Source organism: Nonomuraea sp. NPDC003201, from assembly GCF_053590415.1.
Genome location: NZ_JBSFTC010000040.1, coordinates 45205 through 57812 on the forward strand (window position 1 = coordinate 45205; position 12608 = coordinate 57812).

The 12608-nt window shown below is 68.3% G+C and carries 10 protein-coding genes and 1 pseudogene; 5 read left to right on the forward strand and 6 right to left on the reverse strand.

Going from position 1 to position 12608, the window contains the following annotated elements; genetic code table 11:
• Positions 1-39: 39 nt before the first annotated feature.
• The 3 genes from ACWDX9_RS17715 to ACWDX9_RS17725 form a co-directional block, all read right to left on the reverse strand.
• Positions 40-2115, reverse strand: a complete 2076-nt coding sequence (locus tag ACWDX9_RS17715) for a DUF4132 domain-containing protein (protein WP_449954809.1) — start codon at positions 2113-2115, stop codon at positions 40-42.
• A gap of 118 nt (positions 2116-2233) precedes the next feature.
• Positions 2234-2626 (reverse strand): hypothetical protein, encoded by a 393-nt coding sequence (locus ACWDX9_RS17720; RefSeq protein ID WP_363970472.1) that lies wholly within the window; start codon positions 2624-2626, stop codon positions 2234-2236.
• A gap of 126 nt (positions 2627-2752) precedes the next feature.
• Positions 2753-4006, reverse strand: a complete 1254-nt coding sequence (locus ACWDX9_RS17725; protein WP_449954812.1) for a hypothetical protein — start codon at positions 4004-4006, stop codon at positions 2753-2755.
• Positions 4007-4234: 228 nt separating this feature from the next.
• Between ACWDX9_RS17725 and ACWDX9_RS17730 the strand changes: the two genes are divergently transcribed.
• Positions 4235-4552, forward strand: coding sequence for a hypothetical protein (locus ACWDX9_RS17730; protein WP_449954815.1), 318 nt, complete (start codon positions 4235-4237; stop codon positions 4550-4552).
• Between the two features lie 132 nt (positions 4553-4684).
• Positions 4685-5278 (forward strand): hypothetical protein, encoded by a 594-nt coding sequence (locus ACWDX9_RS17735; RefSeq protein WP_449954817.1) that lies wholly within the window; start codon positions 4685-4687, stop codon positions 5276-5278.
• Between the two features lie 13 nt (positions 5279-5291).
• Here the strand turns inward: ACWDX9_RS17735 and ACWDX9_RS17740 are convergent, their stop codons facing one another.
• On the reverse strand, positions 5292-8375 hold the full coding sequence (locus tag ACWDX9_RS17740; RefSeq protein WP_449954820.1) for a DUF3427 domain-containing protein: 3084 nt from the start codon (positions 8373-8375) through the stop codon (positions 5292-5294).
• A 64-nt stretch (positions 8376-8439) separates the two neighbouring features.
• On the opposite strand from ACWDX9_RS17740, the gene ACWDX9_RS17745 reads away from it, so the two are divergent.
• Both ACWDX9_RS17745 and ACWDX9_RS17750 read left to right on the forward strand, forming a co-directional pair.
• The gene (locus ACWDX9_RS17745; RefSeq protein WP_449954823.1) at positions 8440-9318 is read left to right on the forward strand and encodes a phosphorothioated DNA-binding restriction endonuclease; all 879 of its coding nucleotides are present in this window, start codon (positions 8440-8442) and stop codon (positions 9316-9318) included.
• Positions 9319-9930: 612 nt separating this feature from the next.
• Positions 9931-10149, forward strand: coding sequence for an EF-hand domain-containing protein (locus ACWDX9_RS17750; protein ID WP_364261647.1), 219 nt, complete (start codon positions 9931-9933; stop codon positions 10147-10149).
• A 114-nt stretch (positions 10150-10263) separates the two neighbouring features.
• On the opposite strand, the gene ACWDX9_RS17755 is transcribed toward ACWDX9_RS17750, so the two are convergent.
• Positions 10264-10857: a hypothetical protein gene (locus ACWDX9_RS17755; RefSeq protein WP_449954826.1), complete on the reverse strand. Its 594-nt coding sequence runs from the start codon at positions 10855-10857 to the stop codon at positions 10264-10266.
• 139 nt (positions 10858-10996) lie between these two features.
• Here ACWDX9_RS17755 and ACWDX9_RS17760 point away from each other — a divergent pair.
• A pseudogene (locus ACWDX9_RS17760) lies at positions 10997-11742 on the forward strand (transposase).
• A 266-nt stretch (positions 11743-12008) separates the two neighbouring features.
• Here the strand turns inward: ACWDX9_RS17760 and prfH are convergent.
• Positions 12009-12608 (reverse strand): peptide chain release factor H (gene prfH / locus ACWDX9_RS17765; protein ID WP_449954828.1); only part of this gene is annotated, 600 nt, incomplete at its 5' end.

Sequence of the window (12608 nt, forward strand, 5' to 3'; positions counted from 1 at the left end):
CCAAGACGTTGATCCGTGCGCAGACTATCTACGCGCAGACTATATTGCCCGGAGCTGGCGGGTGATGGAGGGGTCGGTGATGGCGGTGTCGTTCGCCAGCAGGAAGGCCTTGCTGAGGATGAGCGCCAACCGGCCGTCCTCCTCGAACGGAAGGAACAGCCCGGCCTGGGGGGCTCTTGCGGCGACGATGCACAGGTAGGCGTCGTTGGGTTCCATCAGGATGTTCGCCGACCCCAGGTGGATCTTGTAGGTGCGCAGATCACCCCGTACCACCAGGAAACGGTCGGTCATGGTGCAGCGGTCGGCGATGGTCGTGCGCCCGATCAACCGGGACAGCGCGTCGCGGCGCACCTCGGCGGAGGGCGGCAGGGCCGCGAACGAGCCCGTCCGCCAGTAGTCCCGCAGGTGGTCCGGCCCCTGGTCGGCCCACCGGGGATCGCTCGTGATCGAGGCGACGCCCACGAACAGGTCCACGTCCCGCATGGCCTCGCTGAACACCAGCGCGGGGACCTCGGTCAACGGCGCCTGCTGCCACCTCCCCTCGGTCAGCCGTTGGAAGTGGACCGGGCCGGTGCTCGCGTGGTGCTCGTCGTACAGGCCGTGGTCGAAGCACACCCGCCACCGTCCGCTCGCCAGCACCCGGTGGGCCTCACCCTCATAGCCGCCGTCCCACTGCCCGAGGAAGGGCGACTGCCAGCCTCGCTGTTTGAACAGCGCCCGGAGCCTGCGGTAGTCGACCACGTGTCCGTCGAACCGGAAGGAGTGGATCCCGCTCTCCTCCTCGGCGGGGGTGAGCAGGTAGACCTCGCGGAAGGCCTGCTTGAACGGCTGGCGCAGCTCCTTGCCCTGCACCACCTCCCGCCAGGCGCGGACCTCCTCCACCGACGCGCGGGCCGGATGCCACAGCCGTACGGGTACGTCCGGCACGCTCATCCCCAGCTCGCCGCGCCACACGCCGGGCGAGACCTCGAATTCCCAGATCAGCCGGTCGACGAACGAGCGGCCCTCCAACTGCCGGTAGGGCGCGGCCTTCTCGCCGGTGTATCCGGCCTCCAGCGCCCTGAACAGGGTCGCCTGCTGCTGCATGGTCTGCTTGGCCAGCTCGCGCAGCCGCTTGACCTCGTCCGGGTGCTCCCGCCTGACCGCCGCCGGGACCGCCTTCAGCTTCCTGTCGCCGTGCCACCACGACAGCTCGACCTCCCCGTCGGTCGAGATCACCGCCGTGTGTTCGCCGAACGCCTGCCGTACGCGCCCGTCGGGCAGCCTGAACGCCACCTCCAGCCGCTCGGCCAGGGCGGGCTCGATGCGCTTGAACATGCGATCCAGCTGCTTCGGCACCCCGGCGTGCCGGGTGACCTGGCGGGCGGCGCGCAGCGCGGAGATCCCCTCGGGCGTCGGGTGGTCCCGCACCGCGCGGGCGATCTCGAACAGCAGCCCCTGGGAGGGCAGGGTCCTGGCCCGGGTGGGCGCCACCGCGATCCCGCGCGCCAGCTGATCCAGCAGGCCGGGCAGCCAGGGCTCGTCCCGGTAGAGCGCCAGCCGTACGGCCCGGCCGAGGGTCGACTTCTCGTCGTCGCCGAACGCCTTCTCCGCCTTGTAGGGAATCTCACCGGTGTGGATCGCCGCGACACGGGCCTCGGCCGCCTTCAGCGCCGTCCGGGCGAAGTCGGGGTAGCCGGGCAGGGCGTCAAGCCATTCGATCACGACGGGCAGCGGCTCCTCCCACCGCACCCGCGCCGCCTCGGCGAACAGCGCCCGGCGTTCCACGTCCCAGCCGAGCAGCATGTCCGTCTCGGCGACCGCGATCGTCCCGCACCTCTCGGCGAGCCGGGCGCTCACTTCGGCGTCCATGCCCGCCAGCCCCGCCGCCACCAGCATGGGGAAGCGTCCGTACGACCATGGCTCGTCCTCCGGCATCAGGAACCCGACCAGCTCGCGGGCCGGCGCGACCAACTGCTGCCTGGCGCGCTCGTCGATCGCGTACCGCCCCGGTGCCGAGCCGGCGACGCCGGTCAGCCCGACGCTCAGCTGGGAGGCGTCGGGCCAGCGCGTGGGGTCGTTCGCGGTCCCGTTGATCAGATCGAGCAGGCGCTGCGCGAGGGGGGAGAGGTGCATGCCGGTGGGTCCTGTCAGAAGTAAATCTGTCGGGTGATGGACGGGTCGGTGATGGCGGCGTCGGCGGCCGGCAGGAACGCCTTGGACTGAATGATCGACAACCTGCCACCGTCCTCCGTCAGCCTCCGACCAGCGGGACGAGCTTGACGAAAGAGACGACGGGGTCGGCGATCAGGTCGATCTCATCGTCCAGATCCAGGATCTGCCGGTCACCGACCAGCAGCAGGAAGCCGTTGCGGGCGAACGCGGCCTCGGCGGTGTCGGCCTGCTTCTCCCAGTCCAGCCTGCGCGCGCTCCGCATCCGGTAGCCGTTCAGCTCGGCCTCGGCGTCGGTCGGTTTGACCAGACCGCGGAAATGGTGGGAGGGGGAGGCGTTGTAGCGGGCCACCTCCTCGCGTACGCGCAGCCGTACCAGCTCCCGGGCCGAGATCCGCTCGGGCAGCTCGGGCACGGAGAACTCCTCCAGAGCCCGGCCGGTCGCGGTCTCGTCGCGAAACGTCACTGATGCCATCGGACACCCTGCTTCCATGAAGATCAGGCGGTGCGGCAATCTATAGCAGCGGCGAACGACAGAAACCCCGACGGCGGCGGGCTTGCCGTTCGAGACCTGCGCCGTCTTCCCTGAGGGCTGAATCCGTCAAGGACGTCGCGGCCTGGGCAGCGCCGCGATGACCCCGGCGAGCACCGGCAGCCCGGTGACCAGGACGGCGATCGCCCACCACGGCGTCTCGAAGGACACCCGCGGCAGAACTTCCCAATCGACCGAGGCCGTCATCGGCCACGCCAGGAGCAGCCCGATGACGCACCCGGCGAACACCCCCAGCGCCGTTCCGCAGAGCATGCTCCAGCCTGCGCGACCCGCGGCGAACATCCGCAGCGCCAGGGGCGAGCCGGCGCCGACCCGCAGCAGCACCCGTCTCGTCCGGCCACCGGCGCCCGCCTGGCCGCCCGCGATCAGCGCACTGGCGAGCGCCACGACGATTGCCGCCGCGACCGCGCCCATCCATTCGGCCGATTCCTGGAACTCCCGCTCGACGTAGGTGTTCAGGTCGCCACCCAATCGCTGGTTGATCCGCTCCTGCTCGGCCTCGGTCGTCCGGTGAGCTGAGGGATCGACGATCAGTTCGATCGGCTCGGGGCCAAGGCCCAGGTCCCGTATGACCTTCGTCGGGATGAAGAGCTCGTTCACGTACGGGTCGGCGGATTCGACGGCGATCGCGGGGATGGACTTGCTCGATAGTTCTGTCTCCTGGTCGTCGTCGGTGTAGAAGATCGTCACCGTGTCGACCTGGATGTCGTTGGGCGTGACCACCACGGCTGTGCCCTCGTCGTACGGCGTGTCCGGATCCCCCGTGAGGTAGCGCAGGAGCGCCCGGTCGCCGATGAAACCCTCCGGTTCGATGCTCTCCGTGTCCGGCAGGTCCTTGACTTCCAGACTGAAGTGCCCGCGATGGTTCGGAGCGTCTCTCTGGGCGATGGGCACCCCGGGCAACTCCTGCTGTACGGCTGCCCGTGAGACCGCCGGGTCATCCGACCGGACATCCACGACAAGCGCGCCCGAACGAGCCCGGGGAAAGTACCCGGCCCTGGCCTGCGCCGCCTCGGCGACCGAGACGATCATCCATGCGATCGCGATGGCGGTCATCACCATCGTGATCGCGATCGGTGGGGCCGTACGGGGGCTGTTACGGGCCACGTCACGGGCGGCCAGGCGGATCGCCGGCGACAACCGGGCAGTGAGCCGCCGCAGGATCCCCAGCAGCCACGGAGTCAACGGCCCCAGCCCGGCGAGAAACAGCGCACCCCCGTTGATGGCCGCCAAGGTCTGCAGAGCCGACCCGAAGTCGTCATAGTGCTTGTCCTCGTGCGTCGCCCGGGCGATGACGGCCATCACCATGAGGCCGAAGGCCGCCGAAGCCGCCCCCCACAACAGGAACCGCGATCGCAGACAGGCATGCCGGGCCGACCCCCACGCCAAGAGCACCGAGCTGCACGCTAACGCCACAGGAATACCCAGGACCACAAAGAACAGCCCTACGCCCACGATCACGGAGGAAGTGTACGCAAGACCACCCGGAGAATTAGGATATTTCTCCTTTCCCCGTGAAAGAGGTCGACTGTGCGTGTGTGGAGGCTGTTCGCGTGCTGGTTCTGGCGCGTGGACAAATCCCTGGGCGGTGACGCGGAGCCGCACCGTGGTCAACGTTTCTCCGCGGCCCACCCCGTGCGCCTCGGCCTGATCATGGGGCCCGCTTTCGGCGCTCTGGTCGGCGTCATCCTGCTGGTCATCGCCATGGTCGCCGCGCAGCGCCCCCTCACCTTGACCACCCTGCTCTTCTCTCTCGGCCTCTCGATTTTCGTCGGGGTGTTCTTCGTAGGCCTGGGCTACTTCGAACGCCTGCGCCAGCGCCACTATGGCCACTATCGGGAGCCATAGCCCTCTTAGGAAGTGCCAAATTGTCAACAATCGAAGTTTCCGCGCCAAAGAACCAGTGAGCGATTGCCGTTTCCATCGCGGCGCTGATCCTCGGCTACGTGGGCATCTCCATTTACGCCAGACCATCCTCCTATGGAACTTCTGACCCGAGCAGCCCCCCGTGATGTCTACTGGTCGTCCGAGCACTGCCGCTTCTACGCTCCCTCCGTGGCAGACATCGGCTATCTGGACGCCCTGCAGATGTGGTTCTCGGGCAACAGCGCCCTGCAGGACTCCACCATGTACGGCCTGGGCATGCTGTGGTGGGGGCGATTTGGGAAGATCGCCGCGTTCCTCGGCGGAATGACGGTCGTCCTCGACATCCTCGGCCCAGAGCGGATCCGTGAATACGGCGGACGCCTCCGAGCCGTCCCCCGATCCCGCACCCAGGGAACGCTGACAGCTTTGACCACGGGAGGGGGCGCGATCGTCGTAGGTTCCATGGCGGCCGCCGTCGACGTCGCCATGGGGCTCGGCAGCGGCCGGCTCGCCCTGGCGGTCCTGATCGCGACGATCGTCCTCGCCGTCGGCTGGGTGGCGATCTCGGCCGCCAGAAGCAAGCTGTTCGAGAACACCCTCAAAGGCGTGGCCTGGGTGCTTGAGCATCCGAAGTCCCTGGGGTGGTGGCGCGTGATCAGCCTCCTCGGGCTGGTCGTCGGCTTCCACTTCGACCTGCTCGCCTCATGACGCCCGCGTCGGCTCAGCCCGCGGTGGCCTTGGCGTAGTGGAACACTTCGGGTGGAAGCGGGTGGTCCAGGCGCCAGACGAAGCGGACGGGTCGCTCGCCCTCGTGGCTCACGTACTGCACCGGCCCTGCGTACGTGTACGGGGGAGTGCCTAGCCCTTCGTCGCGCTTGGACTTCCTGATGAGAAGGTGCGCCGTGGACTCGCCCGCTACGTAGCGGCGGGCGGTGGGGGTGGATGACCGCAGGGGGCTCTGCGATTCCCACTGGAAGAGATCCTCGCTGATCGCCCGATTTTGGTAGAGCGTGGTAGGGGAGTAACGACCAACGGTTTTGTCGATGGTGGCGAAGAACAGGTCCGCCTGGTGCTCCTGCACGTATTTGACGCCCTCCCTGATGGGCGCAGGCTTGTCGATGCCGAAAGCAGCGAGCACCTCGTTCTTGCTGTAACGGGCGTGCAAGCGCAGCGGCACGACAGGGTCCAGCGGTGGAGCCACGTGACGCAGCCTTGACCGGAGCAAATCCGCCAGCTCTCCGAGCTCTGTGGCCCGAGCACCGGTGAGGTGGGCGAGTCGGGCTTCCATCCCGGAGACGGACTCGGTGCCGCCCCACAACATCGCATCCAACATGGCCAGCAGCCGCAGCTCGCGCGGCGACTTCGGCGACCGCGGAGGCCGTCCGGCCAGCACCTCAGTCAGTAAGGCGAGTCGCTCAACGTCGTCGATGTGCAGCATCCGGCCGAAGGCCCGTCCGAGCCCTTCGTCGGGCGGCGCGGTGTCGAAGCCAGCGGCGTGCCGTAGGGAGGCCCAGCCCTGGCGGCGGCCGCGGTAGAGATCCTCCACGTCCAGCCCGGTCTCCCGCAGGAACGCGGCCATGCTGACGTTCCCCAGCTCGCGGAGCTCGCGCGCCAGATCCCGCCAGTTCAGGCTGAGCGCCTGCCGTACGTTCTCGAGAACGAGCCGCCGCACGTCACGATCCAGATCGATCACGCACCCGGCGGGCAGCGTCGGAAACCCCCGCTCGATCTCCCGCGCGATGCCGGTACGGTTCGCGCCCGTGAGCGCCCGATAACGCCGATCGAAGCGGAACTGCTTGTGCTGATGGCCGACGAAGTCGAGCACGGTCAGGCACGGCTTGTCATCGGCCAGCCGCAACCCGCGTCCGAGCTGCTGCAGGAAGACGGTGGCGCTGTCGGTGGGCCGCAGGAAGAGCACGGTGTCGATCTCCGGAACGTCGACGCCCTCGTTGAAGAGGTCGACGGTGAAAACCGCGTTGATCCGGCGTTCCCTCAGGTCACGCAGCGCCTGATCACGCTCGTCGTTCCGGCTCTGGACGGTCACGGCCACCGACGGGAGCCCCGCCCGGGTGAACCGATCGGCCATGAACCGGGCATGATCGACGCTCACGCAGAACCCGATGGCCCGCATCCGTCCGACCTCGCCGACCTTCCGCCGCAGCGTCTCCAGCACCACGGCGGCGCGGCGGTCGTTGCCGGTGTAGACGTTCGAGAGCTGGCCGAGGTCATAACCCTGGCCCCGGCGCCAGCCGATCTGGCGCAGGTCGGTGCCGTCGTGGACGCCGAAATACTGGAACGGGGCCAGCAGCCCGCGCTCCAGCGCCTCCCACAACCGCAGCTCGGCGGCGATCCGGCCGTCGAACCAGTGCTTGATGTCCTGCCCGTCGGCGCGTTCCGGCGTCGCGGTCAGCCCCAGGAGCACCTTGGGCCGCACACCGGAGAGCAGTTGCCGGTACGTGACGGCCTCGGCATGGTGGAACTCGTCCACCACCACCATGTCGAACCGGTCCGGCTCCGGCAGCGGGTTGGCGTGCAACGTCTGGACCGAGGCGAACACGTGCCGCCACTGCTCCGGCCGGGCGCCGTCGACGTACATCTCGCCGAACGTCTCGTCCCGCATCACCTGCCGGAACGTGAGCAGGCTCTGCCGCAGGATCTCCTTCCGGTGCGCGACGAACAGCAGCGACTCCGCCTGCCCGGCCGCACGCAGCCGCCGGTAGTCGAGCGCGGCGACCACAGTCTTGCCGGTGCCGGTGGCCATGACGACCAGGTTCCGCCACCGGTCGTGGATCTGCCGTTCGGCGGCGAGCTCGTCGAGGATCTCCCGCTGGTAGGAGTACGGGCGGACATCGACGTGCGCGAAGTCGAGCACGACCGCCCGGCCCCCGGCCCGCTCGGCGGACAGGGCGCGGTCGAGCCGCTCGGCGTCCTGCGCCGGATCGTAGGGCTCGAACGACGGATCACCCCAATAGTCGTCGAACGTGGCCGCGAAGGTGTCGATCAGATGCGGCTGTTCGGCCTGAGCGAGGCGTACGTTCCACTCCAGCCCATGGCTGAGGGCGGTGCGCGAGAGGTTGGAGGAGCCCACATAGGCCGTGGACAGGCCGTTGTCCCGCTGGAACAACCACGCCTTCGCGTGCAGCCGGGTCATCCGCGTGTCATAGGAGACGCGGATCTCGGCGCCCATGGCCGCCAGCCGGTCCAAAGCCAGGCGGTCGGTGGCGCCGATGTACGTGGTGGTCACCACCCTCAGCCGGCCGCCCCGCGCCACGAACTCCTCGATCGCCTCCGCCAGCACCCGCACGCCGTTCCACTTCACGAACGCGCACAGCAGATCCACCCGATCGGCCGAGGCCAGCTCGCGCTTGAGCTCATGGCCGATCTCCGGCTGCCCACGGCCGTTGACCAGCAACGCGCTACCGGTGAGGGGGATCACGGGCCGCGCGGGAAACCGTACCCGACCGGCCGCATCCCGATCCCGGCTCCTGGCGACGCCCAGCAACTCCTCGGCTGCCTCCAGGAGTTCCTCGGGCGAGGCGGCCTCGGGAACAAGGTCGCCGAGGAGGTCGGCGACCTTGTTGACGATCTCCACCTGCCGCGCCAGCCGTACCGCGTCGTTCTCGCCCCGTACGGAGCGCAGCGCCCGGCGGGTGAGCGCGGCCAGATGCCGGGCCAGCGTCTCGTGGGAGTCGGCGATGTCCAGCGCCCGCCGGTCGACCAGGTCTCGATCGGGCACGGCACGCAGCAGTCCGTCCAGCTCACGAGTGATCAGATGCTGGTAAACGCCCGGCTGGAGATCGCTCACTCGGTGACTATAGGGCGCGGCCGGCCACCGCGACAGGCGGATAATCGCTCTACACTGGCCGATCGTGGACTGGATCGAGCGGGTCGCTGAGATCCGGCGCTGGACCAGAGGCGGCGAGCGCGCACCGCACAAGCCGCTCCTCCTCCTGTACGCCCTGGGCCATTTCCAACGGCACGGCAACCGGCCCATCACGTTCAGCGCCGCCGAGGCCGAGCTCAAGAAACTGCTCAAGGAGTACGGCCCGCCCCGCGACACCAGCCCCGGCTACCCCTTCCACCATCTGACGAACGACGGCCTCTGGCTGGTCGACACCCGCCACGGCCCGGGCAGCCCGGGCCCGGAGCTGGGCCGCCTCCGCGACAGCCAGGCCGCCGGCCGCCTCCACCCCGACCTGGCCCGCGCCCTGTCGGAGGAACCCGGCCTGCTGGGGCGAATCGCCCGCCACCTCCTGGACGCCAACTTCGCCCCATCCCTGCACCCGGACCTGTGCCTGCTGACCGGCCTCGACCTGGAATCCGGCGATGAGCTCCGGACACCACCGGTCCTGCGCCGCGACCCGGGCTTCCGCGACCGGGTGCTCATGGCGTACGAGTACTGCTGCGCGTTCTGCTCCTACGACGGCTGGCTGGACGGCGCGGCGGTGGGGCTGGACGCGGCACACGTACGCTGGTGGGCCTTCGACGGACCCGACGACCTGACCAACGGTCTGTGCCTGTGCGCCATCCACCACAAACTATTCGACAAAGGCGTCCTCGGCCTGACCATCGACCGCACCATCGCCGTCTCCGCCAGGTTCGTGGGCCGGTCACAGGCATCCCACGACCTGGTCCTCTCCCTGTCCGGCCACCCCGCCCGAACTCCCCAGCCCGGCCTGGACGCGGTGGAGCCTGACCACATCAGCTGGCACAGCCGCCAGGTCTTCCGCACCCCCGCCCGCGGCTGACACCATCCTGGTCTTGACGCGCAGGCACACGGCGTGACGAAGCCACCGACCCGACAGCCACCGGAGCATCAAGATCCTGTCCCACTCGTCCGGCGCCATAGACGGTTCCCCTTCATCCAGCGCGGACCCAACACGCGCCCGCGCCCCATCACACCGCTTCCTGGCGGCCTTCTCCTCCGGGTCGCGGCCGCCTGGATACGCGCTTGATCCCGGGCAGCAGCGGGCACCTCACGGGAGAGCCTCCGAGCCTCGTCCACGCACACGCCGTTGTCGAGCACCCCACACCCCCCGACCTGCACCCCGTGACCTGCACCGGCACCCACAACCCGCGACCTGCATCCGCAGCCAGCGTCCGCAACGCCGTGATCCGCTCCCCTTGCTGCCCATCCACGGTCACCCAGTCACCCGGTCACCCCGGCACGTCCGATCTACGCCGGTTCGTGCGAGCAGACGGTAGCGATCAGCTCGATCGACTTCCTGCCGTCGCGGATCCGAAATGGGGCGCCACGACCGGCGCTTTTCGCCCCGTCATTCCTCGCGTGGGGGCACAAGCTCGTGCTTCGATATTGCTTTGCCAGTACATCGAATGAATCGCACGATGAGAGGTCACCCATGCCAGATCTCGACGACCCGACCGCCACGTTCCAGGAGTTCGACCGGGACGGGGACGGATACATCACGCGCGAAGAGTTCGCGCTCGCCATGAACGCGCGCGGCGAGCAGGTCACCGCCACCGAGCTCGACTCGATCTTCAAAGTCTCGGACGAGCACGACGGGGACGTGGACGGACGCATCTCGTTGGCAGAGTTCCTGGTGGCCTGGAACAAGTGACGACACGCTCGCCGACCCTGAACGATCAGGATTCGAACCTGCGGCACCCGCTTTGGGAGAGCTCAAACCGCATGGGGGCAGGGGTTACGTCGTTTCCATGACTCCGGCTCTCAGTTACGGGGCGATGTAGTGGTTCATGAACCGGTGTATTTGGACAGGCATGCGGATCTCGACGGCGTGGGGGAGAATCATCGCGTTCTTGAATGTGTGCGCCGAGAAGGGATAGCTGGAGTGGCGGCCGCAGGGGTGCGCCGCGGCGGTGTTCACGTGCCACACACTCGCGCGCAGGGATAGCGAGTCGACTAGCCACAGTTGGTAGTCGTCGCGGTGTTCGGCCAGGTGGGTGATGTAGTGAGTGAGTACGGTTTGCGCGACCGCCTCGGCCGTGTCGGCCAGGATGATTCCCTGGGAGTGCTCGCTGGGAGCGGGGTGCCAGCCTTTGGCGTGCTCGTCGGTGTATTCGACAAGGTAGGTGTATTCATCGGCAGTGTCGGCCGCATCCGGCCTGCCGAGTTGTTCGGCCGCCTGGGCCGATAGTCGAGCCCAGTCGGCGATGCCGGCGTACAGCACCGCCTGCTGGTTGATTTGCGGCGCGTCTTCGCGCGCGGCGCTCTCATCCAGGCGCGGCATGTTGAGCAGGGCCGCCACCTGGTAAAGCCGGCGGAGAGGAACCAGGCGGTCCCACGCGTCGGTGAGATCGTTCGTCACGGCCTTCAGTGTGGGGGGTCGTCAAACAAACGGTCAGGAGAAGACCAAAAGATCTTCCATGGCGCCTTCTAAGAAGTCCTAACAGAATTATTTTGTTGTGCTTTGATCTCTCGCTGGAGCCGAGCGAGAGGGAGCGCAGGTGGCGAAGCTGAGGCCGGACGAGCTGTGGGCGTGATCGAGCCGCTGTTGCCCCAGCATCGGCGGCGCTTACGCCATCCGGGAAGCAAGCGGCTACATGACCGCCTTGCGTTACGGGGCATCTTGTTCGTCCTGCAACCGGCATCAGCACCTGCCACAAGAGCTGGGCTATACGGTTGGGCATGACCTGCTGGCGACGCCTGGCCGAGTGGAACGTCTCCGGCATCTGGCAGCGCCTGCACGAGGTGATGCCGGACCGCCTGCGCCCGGCGGACACGCTCAACCTCTTCCGGGCCGCAGTGGACTCTTCCCAGATCAGGGCGCCGGCCCGTCCCCGGTCGATCGCGGACGGCTCAGCAGCAAGCACCACCTGATCACCGACACCACCCTTGCCGTTATCCTCACCGGTGCCACCGCAACGACGTCACCCAGCTCATCCCGCTCCTGCGGGCCGTCCCGAAGGTACGCGGCGAGCGCGGCGGCCCCCCGCCAGCGCCCCGACGTCGTGCCCGCCGGCCTGGGCTACGACCACGACAAGTATCGGCGCCTGGTGCGCGAACTACAGATCCGCCCACTGATCGCGCGCCACGACACCGCACATAGCTCCGGCCTGGGCAGACCTTCACCCTGCTGCACGCCTTCCGACGTCTGCGCATCCGCTGGAAAGTCCGCGCCGACATTCACGAGGCATTCCTCAAGCCGGCCTGCCCCCACATCTGCTGGCGATGCCTCACCTCATTGCGTTAGCAGTTCTCAGGGCTGTGCGGTGGCGCTCCTGCGACGAATTCCGTCCTCTCCCTGAACCACAGTTCTGGTGCTCATCTGTGGCCACATCGCCGCTGCCGCGTCATATGGGCTGGTGCGGCGACACGGGGAGAACTCGTCATGGGCGGCACTGCACGCTTTTGCCCCACCGACCTCATGCCGACTGATGCGATCCCCCTTTCACGATGGGCGTGATCAGGGTGGATTGCCGCCGTCTGCTCCTGCGGGGCCAGGTCCTGCCCAGACGTCTACGGGCGTTCGATGCGGGTGGGGTTGCCGCGTACGAGCTCATCATGGATGCGCCAGCGGGCGGTGGTGACGGCGCGCCCCGCCACCTCGTCCCCGTGCTCGATGCGCTGTCGCAGCAGCCGCATGGCGATGCGGCGGTTGAGGTTGAACTGCCGCTCGGTGTCGACCACGACGACGATCCCCGTGGGCCGGTGGGTCGCCCGTACGGCCGTGCTGGCCTTGTTCCGATGCTGACCGCCGGGGCCACCGGTGCGGCAGGCGACGATGTCGACGTCCGCTTCCGCGAACGTCGTATGCGGGGCGTCGACCTGGCACGGCTCGGCGATGACGTACCAGTTCTTTCTGCCGGTGCTGGCCCGGTACGGGCTGGGAGCCTGCCAGCACAGAGTTCCGGTCCACGACGCGGCGAACGCCTCGGCACCGTCACCTGCGATCCGGACGAGGACCGATCGATAAGTGCCGCGCCGATCACCGGGAACAGTCTGGGCCCGATGGATCTCCAGACCCTGCCGGATGGCGTCAGCTTCCATACGGTGCAGCAGTTGCGCCAACGCCCAGGCACACTCCTGCGGGCCGCGCCCGGCCGACAGCAGCAGGTG

Bases quoted from the DNA above. Each gene is read 5' to 3' on its own strand.
- ACWDX9_RS17735 (WP_449954817.1), top strand. From the start codon at position 4,685: ATGGAACTTCTGACCCGAGCAGCCCCCCGTGATGTCTACTGGTCGTCC.
- ACWDX9_RS17750 (WP_364261647.1), top strand. From the start codon at position 9,931: ATGCCAGATCTCGACGACCCGACCGCCACGTTCCAGGAGTTCGACCGG.
- ACWDX9_RS17720 (WP_363970472.1), bottom strand. From the start codon at position 2,626: ATGGCATCAGTGACGTTTCGCGACGAGACCGCGACCGGCCGGGCTCTG.
- ACWDX9_RS17715 (WP_449954809.1), bottom strand. From the start codon at position 2,115: ATGCACCTCTCCCCCCTCGCGCAGCGCCTGCTCGATCTGATCAACGGG.
- ACWDX9_RS17725 (WP_449954812.1), bottom strand. From the start codon at position 4,006: ATGGCCGTCATCGCCCGGGCGACGCACGAGGACAAGCACTATGACGAC.